This is a genomic window from Actinomadura coerulea (assembly GCF_014208105.1).
Taxonomy (GTDB): Bacteria; Actinomycetota; Actinomycetes; order Streptosporangiales; family Streptosporangiaceae; genus Spirillospora; species Spirillospora coerulea.
The window spans coordinates 2,303,849-2,321,242 of sequence record NZ_JACHMQ010000001.1 but is presented as its reverse complement, the minus strand read 5'-3'; the positions used below and the strand labels follow the sequence as shown (position 1 = coordinate 2,321,242).

The following is a 17,394-nucleotide window of genomic DNA, read 5'->3' as shown; positions in this document are numbered from 1 at the left end:
CCATGCAGCTGGAGGCGATGTACCAGGAGGTCATCCTGGACCACTACCGCAACCCCCTGCACAAGGGGCTGCGGGAGCCGTTCGAGGGGGAGGCGCACCACGTCAACCCCACGTGCGGCGACGAGGTGACGCTGCGCGTCCACCTGGAGGGCGAGGGCCAGGACGCCACCGTCGCCGACGTGTCCTACGACGCCATGGGCTGCTCGATCAGCCAGGCCAGCGCCTCGGTGATGTCCGACCTGCTGATCGGCAGGTCCGTCAAGGACGGCATGGCGGTCGGCGAGGAGTTCCTGGCGCTGATGCAGTCCCGCGGCCAGGACGTCGCGCCCGACGAGGACCTCCTGGAGGACGCCGTCGCCTTCGCCGGGGTCTCGAAGTACCCCGCCCGGATCAAATGCGCCCTGCTCGCCTGGATGGCGTGGAAGGACGCGACCGCCCGCGCACTCGGAGAGGCATCATGACCGACACGCCCGCGACCGACACTCCCGCCCAGGAGTCGCCCGACGCCGAGGCGCCCGCGACCGCCGCCTCCCCCCAGGAGGAGGAGATCCTCGAGGCCCTCAAGGACGTCGTGGACCCCGAGCTCGGCATCAACGTCGTCGATCTCGGCCTGGTGTACGGCGTCGACCTGACCGACGAGGTCGCGACCCTGGACATGACGCTCACCAGCGCCGCCTGCCCGCTCACCGACGTGATCGAGGACCAGGCCCACAGCGCGCTGGAGGGCCTCGCCAAGGACGTCAAGATCAACTGGGTCTGGCTCCCGCCGTGGGGCCCGGACAAGATCACTGACGAGGGCCGCGACCAGCTCCGCGCCCTCGGCTTCAACGTCTGACCCGCGCCGCGCCATGAGGCCGCGCCCCGCCGGGCGCGGCCTCAGGCGTCCCGGAGCCCCGGCGATTCCACGGAGGCCGCCGCGGCCGGCGCCGGCCGCCGTCACTCCGGCCGCGCGTGCTCGGTGCGGTTCTGGGCGGTGCCTTCGCGCGGCTTCGGCGGCCAGAGGGTCGTCGTGATCGGCCACAGGGACCAGACCGCCAGGACGAATCCGAGCCGCCCCAGCCAGGCGTCGAGGGCCCGCGTGCGGTCGGCGTCCCCGACCAGGGCGATCATCGCCAGGAGCAGGGCGCAGGCGATGGCGGTGGCGAGGGCGGCCTTGCCGAACTCGCGCCACTCGTGGCGGACGCGCGCCGCCCCGTACTTCGGGCTGCGGGTGGGCGGCGGTCCGCCGGCGAAGCGGTGGGCGAAGCGCTCGTCCGCCCACCGCACCATGCCGTGGCCGAACGCGACCGAGTAGCCGAGGTAGGCCGCCGCCAGCCCGTGCGCGGCCCCGGCGGGGGCGCCGCCGCGCAGGTCGATCACCGTGGCCGCCAGCAGGACCAGGTCGACCAGCGGGACGCAGATCAGGAGCACCGCGCCGGTGCGGCGCATGCGCAGCGCGTAGCGGGCGAGGAGGCCCGCGGCCAGCAGGACCCAGAAGCCGATCTCGCATCCCGCGATCACCGCTGGCAGCATGGGGACCCCTCTCTCGACGGCCGGGATCCCATCGTCCGCCCCGCCACGGGGGCGGATCGTCGTCTGCGGTGAGGTTCCGCGGGTCGTCCGAAGGATGTACGCGAGCTCCTCAGCAGGGCGGACGAGGCACCCCGGGCGGGATGCTGAGATGGACCCGTGCACAGGCTCCGACGTCTCACCACGCGCCAGGACGCGCTGATCGCCGTCGCCGCGCTCGCGGGCGGCCTCGTGGTGCTCGCGGCGCACGGGTACACGGTGTGGTCCCCCGGCTGGAATCCCTCCTTCGGGCTGCGCCTGATCCCCCTGCTCGGGCTGTGCGCGGCGATACCGCTGCGGCGGACGGCCCCGCTCGCCGGGCTGCTGCTGGCGACGCCGTTCAACTTCGCCGACGTCGCGTTCGGGCCGAGCCTCGCCACCGCGATGATCTACGGGGACGTGCTGTACGCGGCCAGCCTGTACGGGCGGCGCCGGACGGCGGAGTGGCTGCTCGGGGCGACGCTCGCGGCGAGCGCGGCGGTGGCGCTCGCGACGGCGGCGGCGCTGCGGGGTGTGGCGGTCGGGGTGCTCGCCGCGTCGGTCGCCGGGGTGGTGTGGGTGACGCCGGTGCTGACCGCGATGGCGGTTCGGGAGCACCGGTCCCGCGCCGAGGCCGAGCGTGCGCGAGCCGAGGCCGAGCGGGAGCGCGCCGAGCAGGTGGCGCGGCTGGCCGAGATGGACCGGCGGGCCGCCGTGACCGCCGAGCGCGCCCGGATGGCCCGCGAGCTGCACGACGTGATCGCCAACCACCTGAGCGCGGTCGCGCTGCACTCCTCGGCCGTGCTGAAGGTGCGGAGCCTGGACCGCGAGGCGGTGGACCGGGCGATGGAGGTCATCCGGGAGAACAGCGTGCAGGGACTCGCCGAGATGCGGCGGATGATCGGGTTGCTGCGCGAGGGCGACGGGGCGGACCCGGCGGCGCGGCCGCGGCTGGCCGAGCTGGACCGGCTCGTCCGGCACACCGCGCGGTCCGACCTGTCGGCGCGGCTGGAGGTCGCCGGGGAGCAGCCGGAGCTGCCGGCGGCGGTCGAGCTGGCCGCCTACCGGATCGTCCAGGAGGCGCTGACGAACGCGCTGAAGCACGCCGGACCGGGGCGCGCCGACGTGCGGTTGGAGTACGCGCGCGGGAACGTGGTGATCGACGTGCTGAGCCCGCTCGGCCAGGACGGCTCCCGGCTGCCCGGCACCGGCAGCGGCCTGGTCGGGATGCGCGAGCGGGCCGCGATGCTCGCCGGGAGGTTCGCCGCCGGGCCGGACGGCAGCCGGTGGCGGGTGCACGCCGAGCTGCCCGTCGACTCGCTGGGCGGGGCGGCGTGAGCGCGGCGGGGGACGGCGTGATCGACGTGCTGGTCGCCGACGACCAGGCGGCGGTGCGGGCGGGGCTGGTGCTGATCCTCGGCGCCGCGCCGGGCGTGCGGGTGGTCGGCGAGGCCGCCGACGGGGCGCGGGCGGTGGAGCTGGCCGGCGAGCTGCGGCCCGACGTGGTGCTCATGGACGTCCGCATGCCCCGCCTGGACGGCATCGCCGCCACCCGGCTGATCTCCGCGTTCACCGACGTCCTGGTGCTGACGACGTTCGACATGGACGAGTACGTGTTCGGGGCGCTGCGGGCGGGGGCCGCCGGGTTCCTGCTCAAGGACGTCGACGCCGACAGGCTGGTGGAGGCCGTGCGGACGGTCGCCGCGGGCGAGGGGATCATCGCCCCCCGGGTCACCCGCCGGCTGATCGGCGCCTTCGCGGCGCGTCCGGCGGCCGCGGCGGAGCTGCCGGGGCTGGCGGAGCTGACGCCGCGCGAGCGCGAGGTGTTCGCCTGCCTCGGGGAGGGGCTGTCGAACGGGCAGATCGCGGCCCGGCTCGCCATGGCCGAGACGACCACCAAGACGCACGTGAGCAGGATTCTCGCCAAACTGGGGCTCGGCAGCCGCGTCCAGGCGGCCATCCTCGCCCAGGAGACCGCCGTGACGGAACTTTCCGGCCTTGATCCACATAAGGGATCACCCGGGACGGGCTAGGCCTCCAGCGGCGGTCTCAGCGCGACATGGCCCGGATCAGGTCGGCCACCCGGACGATGCCGAGGCAGCGGCCGACCTCGTCCACCACGACCAGGTCGTCGTAGACGCGCTCGTCCTCGGCGCCGGCGGCCCGCAGCGCGGCGATCGCCGGGACGGTGCGCGGGACCGGCCGCGGCGGGTCGGCGAGCCGCGCGGCGGGGCGGCGCGCGTGCAGCGCGTGCCCGTAGGCGCCCGACAGCCGGAGCAGGAAGCGCGTCCGGTCCACGGTGAGGCTCGGCCGCTGCCGCTCGTCCACCAGGACGACGCTGGTGGCGCCGGTCTCGGCGTTGAGCACGGTGAGGACCTCGCCGGCGGTCGCCGTCAGCGGCAGCGTCACGGCGGGGAGGGTGAACTCCGACACCCGCGGCCCGAGCCCGGCGCCGGGCCGGGCGGGCGGCTCGCGCCCGCCCGTGACGGGGATGCTCACCGGCATCCCCGGGCGCCAGTCCGGCGGCGCGAGGGCCGGGCCCTGGACGAGCCGGACGCCGGCCTCCCGCAGGTGCAGCACCTGGTCGGGCGTCGCCATGCCGGGCGCGAGCACGTGCGTCTCCAGCCGGTGCGCCAGCTCGACGAGGCTCGCCACGAGCGCCGCGCGGCGCGGGTCGGCGGCCGCCGTCCGGGCCAGCCCGGGATCGAGCTTGAGCAGGTAGGAGGCCCCGTCGACCAGCAGGTCGAGCGGGGTGTGGGCGGAGCCGAGGCCGGACAGCCCGACGAGGTACCCGGCGCGGCGCAGCGCCGAGAGGGCGGCGGCGAGGGCCGGGCGCCGCGCGGGCGGGAAGCCCCCGCCGACGCACAGGATGATCTCCTGCGGGCGCCGTCCGGTCTCGCCGAGGCCGCGGTGCAGGCCGTCCAGCAGGTCCGCGCCGCTCGCGAGGGTGTCGGCGCGCAGCCCGATCTGCAGCGGCAGCGGGGTGCGCAGTTCGGCGGCCGCGCGGGCCGCCTCGACCGCGCGCCGCACGTCCCCGGACGCCGGGTCGGGCCGCACGGGGCCGCCCGCCGGACCGGACCCGCCGGCCGGGGCGGCGTGCGCCTCCACGGCGACGACGGCGCCCGTGCCGAGGTCGACCACGGGGTGGAACACGGCCCGGGCCGGGACGAGCGCATCGAGGGTGTCGGGGGCGGACACAGGCGCATCATGCCGCCCGCGGACCGGCGAAACCGCTGTTGTCAGGAGAAGTTAACCCACTATTCCCGCAGCTCACCCGGCCGGACGGCCGCCGGTCACAGCCCGCGGCCGCCGACGACCGCCGACAGCAGGTACGTCACGCCGGCGACGGCCGCCAGCCACACGTAGGCGGTGATGTCGGCGCCGCGCAGGGCCTGCACCACGAGCCCGCCGACGACCGCGACGGTCAGCACGTCGCCCGTCATGGCGGCGGCCCGCAGGTGCGCGCGGGCCCGGGTGCCCGACCCGAACCCCTCGCTGAGCGGCAGCGCCGGCTCGTTGCGCCGGTAGGCGAGGTACGCCGCGTACGCGGCCAGCGCGGCCAGCGCGATGAGGGCCGTACCGGACCGCCCGTCTGCGGCCAGCACGGCCCCGACCACCACACCGGCGCCCAGGACGAGCCCTGGGACGGCCCACCGGCTGAGACTGCGGCGTTCGGGAGCGATCCACATGTGCTCATCCTTCCCGATCGGCGCACCGGGCGGACCGGCAACGCGCCGGGCTGTATCTTCTCGCTTCGTGGCGCAATTTCGAATGAACGGCTCGAAGATGCTCGCCGTCGACCTCGGCGGCGAGACGGTCCGGGCGCTGAACGGCTCGATGGTGGCCTACGAGGGCCAGATGGCGTTCAAGCGGCAGGGCATGACGGGCGGCGAGGGACTGCGCGGCGCCCTCAAGCGCAGGATCGCCGGCGAGGGCATGACCCTCATGGAGATCACGGGACAGGGGACGGTCTACCTGGCGAGCGAGGCGACGGAGGTGACGCTCGTCCAGCTCACGGGCGACACCCTTTTCGTGGAGTCGGAGAGCCTGCTGGCGCTCGACGGCAGCCTGAGCACGGGCGTGCAGTTCGTGGGGCTGCGCGGGATGGGCACCGGGCAGGGCCTCGCCACCACCAAGGTCGACGGGCACGGGACGGTGGCGGTCCTGTCGCAGGGGCCGGCCATCGCGCTGGAGGTGACGCCGCAGACGCCGCTGTGCGTCGACCCGCACGCCTACGTCTGCCACCACGGGCAGCTTCAGCAGGACGTGGTCACCGACGTCAACTGGCGGACGGTGATCGGCCAGGGATCGGGGGAGAGCGTGCAGTTCCGGTACCAGGGGCACGGGCTGGTCTACGTCCAGCCGGCCGAGCGCGGCGGGATTCTGGAGATCTGATGCCCGGCTACGAGTCGATCAACTCCAAGATGCTCCAGGTCCGGATCGGACCGGGGCAGGAGGTCTACAGCAAGCGCGGCGCCATGCTCGCCTACACCGGCGCGGTGTCGTTCGCCCCGACCGCCACGGCGGGGCAGGGCATCGGCGGCGCGCTCGGGCGCGCCGTCGCCGGCGAGCACAGCGCGATGATGCACGTCACCGGCCAGGGCAGCGTCATGTTCGGCCACGGCGGCCTGCACGTGTCCGTCGTCGAGCTGAACGGCGCCGACACCCTGTACGCCGAGGCCGACCGGCTGCTGGTGCACGACGCGACCCTCCAGGTCGGAACGATGTTCATGGGCGAGCAGGGCGGCGTGCGCGGCATCGTGCGCGGCGCGGTCACCGGGCAGGGCCTGTTCACCACGACGCTCACCGGGCACGGCGCGTGCGCGCTGCTGTCGCACGGCGGCGTGATGGAGCTGCCGATCACCCCGCAGCGCCCCGTCCACGTCGACCCGCAGGCGTACGTGGCCCACCGCGGCCAGGTGCAGAACAAGCTCACCACGGCGGTGGGGCTGCGCGACCTGATCGGGCGCGGCTCCGGCGAGGGCTTCCAGTTGGAGCTGAGCGGCTCCGGCGTCGTCTACGTCCAGGCCAGCGAGAGGAAGATCTGACCGTGAGCACGTTCGGGACGCGGACCTGGAACCCCACGACCCTGCCGTCCAACGACAACGTCAACCCCTACGCCTTCAGCGTCGACCTCAACGGGCAGTGGTTCGCGCAGAAGGGCAAGATGATCGCCTACTACGGGCAGATCAAGTTCGAGGCGCTGTCGGCCGGCCCGCTGGACTCCCTCGTCGCGCACACGTTCAACTCCCCGCTGTACGCGCAGGACTGGATCGTCGCGCAGGGGCAGGGCAAGCTCGTCCTCGCCGACCGCGGGTTCGACGTCAACTCCTTCGACCTGGAGGAGGGCAACCTCACCGTCCGTGCGGGGAACCTGCTCGCCTTCGAACCGGGCCTGGAGCTGAAGCAGTCGATCATCCCCGGGTTCCTGACCCTGATCGGCACGGGGCGGTTCGTCGCCGCCTCCAACGGGCCCGTGCACTTCGTCGAACCGCCCATCCGCGTCGACCCGCAGGCGCTGCTCGGCTGGGCCGACTGCCCCTCGCCCTGCCACCACTACGACCACTCCTACATGCGCGGCGCGTTCGGCGCCGCCCGGATGGTCTTCGGGATCGGCGGCACGTCCGGCGAGGAGCACCAGTTCGACTTCACCGGCCAGGGCACCGTGATGATGCAGTCGTCGGAGGTCGTGATGAACGAGGACGTCCTGCTGCGCGACCTCGAAGGCCAGATCGGGCTGGTCGGCACGTCCGGCCTCCAGCGCCTCCAGCACACGATCACGCAGCGGCTCGCCTCCGAACGCCAGGGCTGACCGCGGCCGGGGACCGGACGGAGCGCGTCCGGCCCCCGGCCGGCCGGGTCAGGACTGCGGCTCCTGCGCCGGCTTCATCACGTGGAGCGGGACGCCGAAGGGGTCGCGGACGTCCGCCGACCGCCCGTACGGGGTGTCCTGCGGCTCGGAGTCGACGGTGCCGCCGCCCGCGCGGACCCTGCGCACCGCCTCGTCCGCGTCGTCGACCGCGAAGTACGTCGTCCAGGACGAGGCGGGCCGGTCGCCGCCGCCGAGGACGATCTCGGATCCGCCGAGGATGCCGCCGATGTAGCGCCCGTCGCCCGCCCGCTTCAGGACGGTGTAGTCCATGTCGCCCGGCATCGGCTCCAGCTCGTAGCCGAACACCGCCTTGTAGAACTCGCCGGCCGCGGCCGAGTCACGCGTGACGAGCTCGTTCCAGACGAACGAGCCCGGGACGTTGACGATCCGCGAGCCGAAGTGGGAGCGGCCCTGCCACAGGCCGAAGTGCGCGCCCTGCGGGTCGCGCAGGACCGCCATGCGGCCGAGGTCCATCACGTCCATGGGCGCGACCACGACCTCCCCGCCCCCGTCGGTGGCGCGCTTGACCAGCGCGTCGCAGTCGTCCGCGGCGAAGTAGACGCTCCACCAGAACACGTCGGGCTCGCCCTCGGGGTTCTGCATCATCCCGGCGACGGGCTCGCCGCGCAGGTTGCACATGTTGTAGTGGCCCGCCTCCGCCCCGGCGTCCTGGAACTGCCAGCCCAGCAGGGTCCCGTAGAACGTCCTGGCCCGGTCGAGATCGGGGACGCCGATGTCCAGCCAGTTGGGCGTCCCTTCCGGCGCATTGCCCGTGACGTGGGTCATCTGCCTCACACTCCTCCGTGCTGGGGACCGTGGCCCCGGTGTCGTCCTGTCGCACGCGCCGCCACTTCCCATCCTGGCCCCGCACCCTCCGCGTCCACACATCGGGGGGCGGGCGCGCTCCGCGATGGCCGGGAGCGGCCCGGCTTCACGTACACTGGGCGAATGGTTCCGCTCCCGAACTGACAGGCCGCCCAGCGCGCCCCGGTCACAGGACCGCGCGGCGCGCTTCTTCGTGCCTGTCCACCGAGCCGTCCGTCAGGGGAGCCCTGCACTGTGATCATCGCGAAAGACATCGAGCTGCGCGCCGGGGCCCGGCTGCTGATCGAGGCCGCCAGCTTCCGGGTCAACCCCGGCGACCGGGTCGGCTTCGTCGGCCGCAACGGCGCCGGCAAGACCACCCTCACCAAGGTCCTGGCGGGTGAGGCGCTGCCCGCGCAGGGCGCCGTGACCTCCTCCGGGACCATCGGCTACCTGCCGCAGGACCCCCGCGGCGTCGACCTGGACGAGCTGGCCCGCGACCGGATCCTGTCGGCCCGCGGGCTGGACGAGGTGATCCGCGAGCTGCGCGCCGCCGAGGAGGCGATGGCGACCGCGACCGGCGCCGGGCGCGACAAGGCCGTCCGCCGGTACGGGCGGCTGGAGGAGCGGCTGCACGTCCTCGGCGGCTACAGCGCGGAGGCCGAGGCCGCCTCGATCGCCTCCAGCCTCGGCCTGCCGGACCGGGTGCTGACCCAGCCGCTCGGCACGCTGTCGGGCGGCCAGCGGCGGCGCGTCGAGCTGGCGCGCATCCTGTTCTCCGGCGCCGACACCCTGCTGCTGGACGAGCCCACCAACCACCTGGACGCCGACTCGATCGTCTGGCTGCGCGACTTCCTCAAGGGCCACCAGGGCGGCCTCGTCGTGATCAGCCACGACGTGGAACTGCTGGACGCGGTGGTCAACCGGGTGTTCCACCTGGACGCCAACCGCAGCGTGATCGACATCTACAACGTCGGCTGGAAGAAGTACCTCGACCAGCGCGAGACCGACGAGCGGCGCCGCAAGCGCGAGTCGGCGAACGCGCAGCGGCAGGCGTCGACGCTGCTCTCGCAGGCCGACAAGATGCGGGCCAAGGCCACCAAGGCCAAGGCGGCCCAGCAGATGGACCGGCGGGCCCGGCAGCTGCTGGCGGGCGTCGAGGGCGAGCGTCAGGCCGACAAGGTGGCCAAAATTCGCTTCCCGGACCCGGCTCCCTGTGGCAAAACCCCCCTCACCGCGGAGGGTTTGTCGAAATCGTACGGATCTTTGGAGATATTCACCGACGTGGACCTGGCCATCGACCGCGGCAGCCGGGTCGTCATCCTGGGCCTGAACGGCGCCGGGAAGACCACTCTCCTGCGCCTGCTGGCAGGGGTCGACAAGGCCGACACCGGGACGGTCGTGGCCGGGCACGGGCTGCGGATCGGCTACTACGCGCAGGAGCACGAGACGCTGGAGGTCGAACGCTCCGTCCTGGAGAACATGCAGTCCGCGGCCCCCGGCATGGCGCCCGTCGAGGTCCGCAAGATCCTCGGCTCCTTCCTGTTCTCCGGCGACGACGTCGACAAGCCCGCCGGGGTGCTGTCCGGCGGCGAGAAGACCCGGCTGGCACTGGCGATGCTCGTGGTCTCCAGCGCCAACGTGCTGCTGCTGGACGAGCCCACCAACAACCTCGACCCGGCGAGCCGCGAGGAGATCCTCGCGGCGCTGCGGACGTTCGCCGGAGCGATCGTCCTGGTGACCCACGACGAGGGTGCGGTGGAGGCGCTCGCGCCGGAAAGAGTGATTTTGCTGCCAGATGGTGTGGAAGACATCTGGAGTGACGAGTTTGCCGATCTGGTGGCCCTCGCGTGACCTGCGGAGTGACTTCCGCAGATCTTTTCTGGCCGAGTGGGTAGCCGAACCGGCGGGAATGACTGATCATGGCGGGGGATAACGCAGCGGTCACCACATCACTACGGGAGGTACTCGTGGCCGAGACCCTGAAGAAGGGCACCCGCGTGACCGGTGCCGAGCGCGACAAGCTGGCGGCGGACCTGAAGAAGAGGTACGACTCCGGCGAGAGCATCCGCGCCCTGGCAGCCGCCACCGGCCGCTCGTACGGTTTCATCCACCGGATTCTGACCGAGTCCGGCGTCAACCTGCGCGGTCGCGGTGGCGCGACCCGGGGCAAGAAGTCCTGACCGGACACCGGCCCCCGGATGAGCGCACCGCCTGACCCGGCGCCGCGACCGACCGAGTAAGGTTCGGTCGCGGCGACGGACAGGTGCGGGTCCCGCCCCGTGGACGGCGGGACGAAACCCGAACGCTCATCGAAGGGATGACCCATGGGGGACGCGACCACGGCCGGCAGGCCGGAAACGGCCACGGTGCCGGAGGCGGCGGAGTCCGCCCCGCCCGGCCTCGACGAGGCGGGCCTGCGGCTGGACGTGGCCGGCGCGGTCGCGACCGTCACCCTGAACCGGCCCGAGCGGCGCAACGCCATGACGTTCGCGACCTGGCGCGGGCTCGCCGCGATCGGGCGCTCCCTTCCCGCGGACGTGCGCGTCGTCGTCCTTCGGGGCGAGGGCCCCTCGTTCTCGGCGGGCATCGACCTCGGCATGTTCTCCGGCGGCGGAGGCGGCGAGGGGTTCACCGACGGCTCCGACGCCGAGGGCACCGACCGCTTCATCGCCGAGCTGCAGGAGGGCTACACCTGGCTGCGGCGCCCCGACATCGTCTCCGTCGCCTCGGTGCACGGCCACGCCATCGGCGCCGGCTTCCAGCTCGCGCTGGCCTGCGACATCCGCGTGGTCGCCGAGGACGCCAAGTTCTGCATGAAGGAGCCCGCGCTCGGGCTCGTCCCCGACCTGACCGGCACCAAGCCGCTGGTCGAGATCGTGGGCGTCGGGCGCGCCCTGGAGCTGTGCCTCACCGCCCGGACGGTCCTCGCCGACGAGGCGGCCCGGATCGGCCTCGCCGAGATTCTCGTCCCGCGCGACGGCCTGGACGCCGCCGTCCGCGACCTGGCGGACGCCCTGCTCGCGGTGAACCCGGGCGCGGCCGCGGCCACCAAGCGCCTGCTGTGGCAGGCCGCGGAGAACACCCTCGACGAGCAGTGCGCCGCCGAGCGCCGCGAGCAGATCGGCCGCCTCCGCGAGGTCTTCGGCTCGTGAGCCGGCGGGCCGGGGGCGAGGCGCCCCTCGCCCCCGGCCCGCCGCGCCGCGCTACCCGAGCGACTCCCGGCCGCCCCGCGCCAGCGGCAGCAGCACCCTGCTGACGCCCGGCCGCACCGCGACCCTCGTCCCCGCCGGGTGGCGGAGCGTGTAGTCGTGGTCGGTCGACAGCAGGATCACGCCGAGCCGGTGGCCCGCCTTCACCGTGTAGTCGGTCGGTTCGAGGTCCCAGCGGAACGCGTAGGTCCGGCCCGCCTCGATCGGCTCGGTCCGGGCGAGGTCGTGCCGGTTCCGCGCGTCCAGCCACCCTCTCGTGATGATCTTGTAGGGGGCCGTCGCGGTGTGCAGCGCCTGCCGGATCGTGCAGCCGGAGTCGCCCGGCACGCTCTGGCCGTAGCAGACCTCCTCGCCGGTGCCGACCCGCGCGCCCGTGGGACGCGTGTCGGTCCCGTAGTCGACCAGCAGCGCCGTCAGGTACGGCGAGCGGCCGTCGAGCGAGGCACGCAGCGACATCGAGGGGATGCCGTCGATCCTGACGGGCTTCGCGAGCGGACCGGTCAGGTAGGCGAGCCGGTTCGGGTCGGCCTGGTCCTGGTTCGAGAGGAGCTCCTCGGCCGTCCGGGTCTTGCCCGCGTCCGTGAACGGCTGCGCCGCGCCGGGCCGGGGGGCGAGGCCGAGGGCGCCCGGCTGCCCGGACGGGCCGGCGTTGAGGCTGACGGGGACGGTGCGGGTGCCGGGGACGGGCCAGTCCCTCGCCGTCTCCCACGTCCCGTCCGCGTGCTGCACGTCGACGCGAGGCTCGCGCTCGATCCCGTTGCGGACGCCGTACAGGTAGCGGTCGAACCAGTGCAGCGTCTGGCGCAGCCACTCCTCGACCCGCCAGCGGAACGGCGTCGAGTGGTTGCCCTGGTGGAGCCACAGTTTGCGCGGCACGCCCGCTTCCTGCAGCGCGTTCCACCACTGCACGGAGTTCTTGGTCTTGACGTTCCAGTCGTTGAGCCCGTGCACCACCATCACGGCGGCCCGCACCCTCCGCGCCTGCCCGACGTAGTCGCGCTGGGCCCACACCTCGGAGTAGTCGCCGGTCTCGCGGTCCTGGGCGGCCTCGATGTCCTCGATGACCTTCGCGCAGACCCCCGGGTCCCGGCGGGTCAGCACGGCCTTGGCCAGGACGTCCAGGTCCTCGCCCTGGTATCCGCCGGGCGCGACCACGCCCCCGCCCGCGCGGTAGTAGTCGTACCAGCTGGAGATGCCCGCGATCGGGACGATCGCCTTGAGGCCCTCGACCCCGGTGGTGGCGGCCATGTTCGGCAGCGTCCCGTTGTAGGACTGGCCGATCATGCCGACGTTCCCGGTGGACCAGGTCGCCCTCACCGGCGAGCCGTCCGGCGACCATCCCCGGGCCCGCCCGTTCAGCCAGTCCACGGCGGCCTTCGCGCCCGCCTGCTCGCTGCGGTCACCGGAGGTCGGGCAGCCGGTCGAGCCGCCCGTCCCGATGCTGTCCAGGTCGGCGACGGCGTAGCCGCGCGGCAGGAAGTAGTTGTCGTAGTAGCCGGGGAAGACCTCGGCCAGGTCGCGCCGCGTGCCGGTGAGGGAGCGCGCCGCGGCGTCGCCGACGTCGACCGGGTGGTTCGGGACGTCGTTGATCCCGGCCCAGTACGGGCTCGCCTCCAGGATCGTCGGGACCCTCAGGCCGGCGGCGTCGGTCTCCTTCGGGCGCATGATCCGCAGTTGCACGCGGTCCCGCACGCCGTCGCGGTCGCTGTCGGCCGTGGTCTCGATGTTCACGGTCTGGGTGACGGCGTCGGCGCGGGAGAACACCGGCTGCGTCTCCCCGTCCCGGACCGTGACCTGGTGGGCGCCCGGTGGCCGGGGCGCGGACCTGGTGGGTCCGGCCGCCGCGGCGGGCAGCGCGGTGGTGCTGGCGGCGAGCGCGGCGGTGAGGGTGATCACGCCGGCGCCGCCGGTGAGGCGTCGTCTCATCGGGGCTCCTGGGGGGTGTGAGCCGGGAAGTGGAGATCACGGTTACACCCGCGGGGCGGCTTGTCCAGAGGCGTGTTACGCCGTGAGCGGAGCCGGGAAGACGGGCGGGCGGGCGCGCGTTGGCCACGGCGGATACTGAGATGCTTACTTGATTACGTACGTGGTTACGTCGACGCTCTACCGGAGGCGCTCGTGGGTATGCCGGGAATGCCGGGCAACGGCTGGCAGGTGATGGCGTCCTTCCGCAAGGACAGCTCCGTCACCCGGCAGAAACTGGCGCCCGGCACCGTGGGGCGGATCGCGGGCTACGCCCGGCCCTACGTCCGCGAGCTGGTGGTGTTCCTCACCCTGAACTCGCTGGCCGCGCTGATCGTCGTCGCCAACCCGCTCCTGCTCAAGGGGATCATCGACCGCGGCATCGTGCCGGGCCGGTCGGGCGTGGTGCTCTGGCTCGCCGCCGCCGTCGCCGGGCTCGCCCTGGTGGAGGCCGTGCTCGGCCTCGCGCAACGCTGGTACTCGGCGCGCATCGGCGAGGGGCTCATCTACGACCTGCGCAGCCAGGTGTTCGCGCACGTCCAGCGGCAGCCCGTCGCGTTCTTCATGCGGGCGCAGACGGGCTCGCTCGTCAGCCGCCTCAACAACGACGTCATCGGCGCGCAGCGCGCCCTCACCACCACCCTGTCGTCGGTGGTGTCCAACGTGATCAGCCTGGTCCTGGTGCTGGTGACGATGCTCATCCTGTCCTGGCAGGTCACGCTGATCGCGCTGCTGCTGCTCCCGATCTTCATCCTGCCGGCCAAGTGGGTCGGCAAGCGGCTGCAGCGGGTCAGCCGCGAGCAGATGGTGCTGGACGCCGAGATGGGCTCGCTGATGACCGAGCGGTTCAACGTCGCCGGGGCCATGCTCGCCAAGCTCTACGGGCGTCCGGCCGAGGAGGAGGAGAACTTCTCCGGCCGCGCCGCCCGCGTCCGCGACGTCGGCGTCGTCGCCGCCATGTACGGTCGGGTCTTCTTCACCGCGCTGACCCTGGTGGCCGCGCTGGCCACCGCCATGGTCTACGGCGTCGGCGGCTACCTGGTGGTGGACGGCAGCTTCCAGCTCGGCACGCTCGTCGCGCTCGCCACCCTGCTGACCCGGATGTACGGGCCGCTGACCGCGCTGTCCAACGTGCACGTGGACGTGATGACCGCGCTCGTCAGCTTCGACCGCGTGTTCGAGGTGCTCGACCTGAAGCCGCTGGTCCGCGACCGCGAGGGCGCCCGGGAGCTGACCGAGGCCCGCGCGCCGTCCGGCAACGGCTCGGGCTCGGCGCCCTCGAAGGCGCCGTCGATCGAGTTCGACCACGTCCGGTTCGCCTACCCGGCGGCGGACGAGGTCTCGCTCGCCTCGCTGGAGTCGATCGCCCGCACCGACACCGCGCCCGGCCGGGAGGTGCTGCACGACGTCGACTTCACCGCCGCGCCGGGGCAGCTGGTCGCGCTCGTGGGGCCGTCCGGCGCGGGCAAGTCGACGATCACGCATCTGGTGTCGCGGCTGTACGACGTGTCCGCCGGCGCGGTCCGCATCGGCGGCGTCGACGTCCGCGACGTCACGCTCGAGTCGCTGCGCGCCGAGATCGGCGTCGTCAGCCAGGACGCGCACCTGTTCCACGACTCGATCCGCGAGAACATGCGCTACGCCCGCCCGGACGCCACCGACGAGGAGATCCTCGCCGCGCTGGAGGCCGCGCACATCGGCGGCCTCGTCGCCGAGATGCCCGAAGGCCTGGACACCGTCGTCGGCGACCGCGGCTACCGGCTGTCGGGCGGGGAGAAGCAGCGGCTCGCGATCGCCCGGCTGCTGCTCAAGGCCCCGGCGGTGGTCGTGCTGGACGAGGCGACCGCCCACCTGGACTCCGAGTCCGAGGCGGCCGTCCAGCGGGCCCTGCGCACCGCCCTCGCCGGCCGGACGTCACTGGTGATCGCGCACCGGCTGTCCACGATCCGGGAGGCCGACCAGATCCTGGTGGTCGAGGGCGGCCGGGTCGCCGAGCGCGGCCGGCACGAGGAGCTGCTGCTGGAGGGCGGCCTGTACGCCGAGCTCTACCGCACGCAGTTCTCGCACCAGCGCGGACCGGGCCCCGAGGAGGAGCGGCGGGCCGAGCCGCTGGGCGCCGAGTAGCGGCCGCTCAGTCCTCGGAGCCGAGCGGGTAGCCGAGCCGCCGCAGCTCGGTGCCCGCGACCTTCTCGACCTGGGCGGCCTGCCGCGGGGTGAGGCGCTCGCGCCACACCCCGACGCCCGGTTCGGCGGCGTCCCGCGCCCCGGCGCGCACCAGTCCCGACAGCGCCGACTTCGACAGCGGCGCGTCCAGGTACTCCGCCAGCTCGGCGCCGACGCGGCGCGGCCGGGCGACCAGCTCCTCGTAGCGGACCGTGGCCAGCTGCTCCTCGGGGACCTGGAGGCGGAGCCTCGCGCTCAGCCGCACCGACCCCCGCCACCGCAGGGCGCACTTCACGGCGGCCGCCGCGCGCGGCCACCGGCTCCGGTCCGTGTGGTCCTCGACGCCGAAGAACGGGTTGGGGAACACCGTGTCGAGGTTGGCCAGGCCCGGCTTGAACCAGGCCAGGCAGCGCTCGTCGCCGAGCATGTCGGCGACCACGTCCCGGCCGTCCCGGATCACCTGGACGAGCTGGGCGTCGGGGAAGGCGTCCAGCAGCACGTCGGCGCTGTAGATCAGGTCGGGGGAGGCGTCGGCGTAGCGGGCGAGCCCCTGCGCTCCCACGCACGGGCCGGGCGGTTCGGCGGCGGGGGCGGGCCCCTCCGGCCGGCCGGGCGGGCGCGGCGGCAGCCCGCCCATCTCGCGGCACTCGTCCGGGCACTCCCCGCACGCCCGCGCCGACACCTGCCACGCCTGCGCGTAGGCGTCCCGCAGCACGCGGGCGGCGCCCTCCCCGCGCTCGGCGATCGAGGGCTGCCGGGCGAAGGCGTAGGTGACGCGCAGGACGTCCGGCCGGCCGGTGGTCAGGTGGAAGCCGGGGGAGCGCTTGACCGCGCGCGCCAGCAGCTCCGCACCCGAGTGCGGCGCGCCCAGGATGAACACCGGGCGGTGGACCTTGGTGCCGTTGATCACCAGGATGTGCGGCGTCGACCTCATAACCGGGCCAAGTTTGTCACCTTTTGAGGGCCGGGCGGTCCGTGACCCTCCGTAGGGGCCCGCCCGATACCCATCCGTTAACCGGCGCGGGCCGTCCCGTCACCGGGACGCGCGGTGCGGCGCTGGTCCTACCATGGTCCGGTGGACGCTCCCATCACGCTGGCCCGCCTCCTGCCCGAGGCAGAGGCGATCACGGTGCTCACCGGCGCCGGCATCTCCACCGACAGCGGGATCCCCGACTTCCGCGGCCCGAACGGCGTCTGGACGCGCGACCCGTCGGCCGAGGCGATGTCCACGATCGGCTCCTACCTCGCCGATCCCGAGGTGCGGCGCCGCGCCTGGCGGGCCCGGCGCGACGACCCCGTCTGGGAGGCCGAGCCCAACCCCGCGCACGCGGCGCTGGTCGAGCTGGAGCGGGCCGGACGGCTGCGCGCCCTGATCACCCAGAACATCGACGGCCTGCACCAGCGCGCCGGATCCTCCGAGCGCGCCGTCATCGAGATCCACGGGACCGCGCGCGAGGCCGTGTGCCTGGCCTGCGGGCTGCGCACCCCCATGCCGGAGATCATCGCGCGCGTCGAGGCGGGGGAGGCCGACCCGCCCTGCGCCGAGTGCGGCGGCATCCAGAAGTCCGCGACGATCTCCTTCGGCCAGGCGCTGGACCAGGACGTCCTGGACGCGGCGACCGCCGCCGCGCGGTCCTGCGACCTGTTCCTGGCCGTCGGCACCTCGCTCACGGTGCAGCCCGCCGCCGGGCTGTGCCTGGAGGCGGTCGACCACGGCGCCCGCCTGGTGATCATCAACGCGGAGGAGACGCCGTACGATGGGCTGGCCGACGCGGTGCTGCGCCGGCCGATCGGCGAGACGCTGCCGCGTCTCGCCGGCCTCGCGCTCGGCACGGGGCGATGATCTGTTGGCGG

Annotated in this window: 18 protein-coding genes; 12 read left to right on the top strand and 6 right to left on the bottom strand. The window is 73.8% G+C overall.

From position 1 onward, the window contains the following. Positions 1–2: 2 nt before the first annotated feature. Positions 3–461, top strand: coding sequence for a Fe-S cluster assembly sulfur transfer protein SufU (gene sufU / locus BKA00_RS10770; protein ID WP_185024771.1), 459 nt, complete (start codon positions 3–5; stop codon positions 459–461). Next, the gene (locus tag BKA00_RS10765) at positions 458–835 is read left to right on the top strand and encodes a metal-sulfur cluster assembly factor (protein WP_185024770.1); all 378 of its coding nucleotides are present in this window, start codon (positions 458–460) and stop codon (positions 833–835) included. The genes sufU and BKA00_RS10765 overlap by 4 nt, the downstream gene beginning before the upstream one ends. A gap of 101 nt (positions 836–936) precedes the next feature. Here BKA00_RS10765 and BKA00_RS10760 read toward each other — a convergent pair whose 3' ends face one another. After that, positions 937–1,512, bottom strand: coding sequence for a hypothetical protein (locus BKA00_RS10760; RefSeq protein ID WP_185024769.1), 576 nt, complete (start codon positions 1,510–1,512; stop codon positions 937–939). 156 nt (positions 1,513–1,668) lie between these two features. Between BKA00_RS10760 and BKA00_RS10755 the strand changes: the two genes are divergently transcribed. Next, entirely contained in the window at positions 1,669–2,865 is a 1,197-nt protein-coding gene (locus BKA00_RS10755) for a sensor histidine kinase (protein ID WP_185024768.1), read from the top strand. A gap of 17 nt (positions 2,866–2,882) precedes the next feature. Further along, positions 2,883–3,560, top strand: a complete 678-nt coding sequence (locus BKA00_RS10750) for a response regulator (protein WP_185034005.1) — start codon at positions 2,883–2,885, stop codon at positions 3,558–3,560. 16 nt (positions 3,561–3,576) lie between these two features. Here the strand turns inward: BKA00_RS10750 and BKA00_RS10745 are convergent, their stop codons facing one another. Together BKA00_RS10745 and BKA00_RS10740 are read right to left on the bottom strand one after the other, a co-directional pair. Continuing rightward, a complete protein-coding gene (locus BKA00_RS10745; RefSeq protein WP_230299144.1) occupies positions 3,577–4,725 on the bottom strand; it encodes an EAL domain-containing protein in 1,149 nt (382 codons plus the stop codon). Positions 4,726–4,820: 95 nt separating this feature from the next. Beyond that, the gene (locus BKA00_RS10740) at positions 4,821–5,216 is read right to left on the bottom strand and encodes an ABC transporter permease (RefSeq protein ID WP_185024767.1); all 396 of its coding nucleotides are present in this window, start codon (positions 5,214–5,216) and stop codon (positions 4,821–4,823) included. Positions 5,217–5,283: 67 nt separating this feature from the next. Here BKA00_RS10740 and BKA00_RS10735 point away from each other — a divergent pair, with 67 nt between their 5' ends. From BKA00_RS10735 to BKA00_RS10725, 3 genes are read left to right on the top strand one after another with little or no spacing between them, the layout of a single operon-like run. Continuing rightward, positions 5,284–5,922 carry an AIM24 family protein gene (locus BKA00_RS10735; protein WP_230299143.1) on the top strand — a complete coding sequence of 213 codons (639 nt, stop codon included), beginning with the start codon at positions 5,284–5,286 and terminating at the stop codon, positions 5,920–5,922. Continuing rightward, entirely contained in the window at positions 5,922–6,575 is a 654-nt protein-coding gene (locus BKA00_RS10730) for an AIM24 family protein (RefSeq protein WP_185024766.1), read from the top strand. Before BKA00_RS10735 ends, BKA00_RS10730 begins: the two co-directional genes overlap by 1 nt. 2 nt (positions 6,576–6,577) lie before the next feature. Further along, positions 6,578–7,339, top strand: coding sequence for an AIM24 family protein (locus tag BKA00_RS10725; protein ID WP_185024765.1), 762 nt, complete (start codon positions 6,578–6,580; stop codon positions 7,337–7,339). Between the two features lie 48 nt (positions 7,340–7,387). On the opposite strand, the gene BKA00_RS10720 is transcribed toward BKA00_RS10725, so the two are convergent. Further along, on the bottom strand, positions 7,388–8,185 hold the full coding sequence (locus tag BKA00_RS10720) for a VOC family protein (RefSeq protein WP_185024764.1): 798 nt from the start codon (positions 8,183–8,185) through the stop codon (positions 7,388–7,390). Positions 8,186–8,458: 273 nt separating this feature from the next. Between BKA00_RS10720 and BKA00_RS10715 the strand changes: the two genes are divergently transcribed. From BKA00_RS10715 to BKA00_RS10705, 3 genes are all read left to right on the top strand, one after another. Next, positions 8,459–10,057, top strand: coding sequence for an ABC-F family ATP-binding cassette domain-containing protein (locus tag BKA00_RS10715; RefSeq protein WP_185024763.1), 1,599 nt, complete (start codon positions 8,459–8,461; stop codon positions 10,055–10,057). Between the two features lie 116 nt (positions 10,058–10,173). After that, a complete protein-coding gene (locus BKA00_RS10710) occupies positions 10,174–10,386 on the top strand; it encodes a helix-turn-helix domain-containing protein (protein ID WP_021596738.1) in 213 nt (70 codons plus the stop codon). Between the two features lie 144 nt (positions 10,387–10,530). Beyond that, positions 10,531–11,358 (top strand): enoyl-CoA hydratase/isomerase family protein, encoded by an 828-nt coding sequence (locus BKA00_RS10705; RefSeq protein WP_185024762.1) that lies wholly within the window; start codon positions 10,531–10,533, stop codon positions 11,356–11,358. A gap of 51 nt (positions 11,359–11,409) precedes the next feature. Here BKA00_RS10705 and BKA00_RS10700 read toward each other — a convergent pair whose 3' ends face one another. Beyond that, entirely contained in the window at positions 11,410–13,341 is a 1,932-nt protein-coding gene (locus tag BKA00_RS10700) for a Xaa-Pro dipeptidyl-peptidase (protein ID WP_185024761.1), read from the bottom strand. Positions 13,342–13,539: 198 nt separating this feature from the next. Between BKA00_RS10700 and BKA00_RS10695 the strand changes: the two genes are divergently transcribed. Beyond that, on the top strand, positions 13,540–15,501 hold the full coding sequence (locus BKA00_RS10695) for an ABC transporter ATP-binding protein (protein WP_420829714.1): 1,962 nt from the start codon (positions 13,540–13,542) through the stop codon (positions 15,499–15,501). A gap of 7 nt (positions 15,502–15,508) precedes the next feature. On the opposite strand, the gene BKA00_RS10690 is transcribed toward BKA00_RS10695, so the two are convergent. Further along, on the bottom strand, positions 15,509–16,474 hold the full coding sequence (locus tag BKA00_RS10690) for a sulfotransferase family protein (protein ID WP_185024760.1): 966 nt from the start codon (positions 16,472–16,474) through the stop codon (positions 15,509–15,511). Between the two features lie 141 nt (positions 16,475–16,615). Between BKA00_RS10690 and BKA00_RS10685 the strand changes: the two genes are divergently transcribed. Next, positions 16,616–17,383: a Sir2 family NAD-dependent protein deacetylase gene (locus BKA00_RS10685; RefSeq protein WP_185024759.1), complete on the top strand. Its 768-nt coding sequence runs from the start codon at positions 16,616–16,618 to the stop codon at positions 17,381–17,383. Positions 17,384–17,394: the final 11 nt, after the last annotated feature.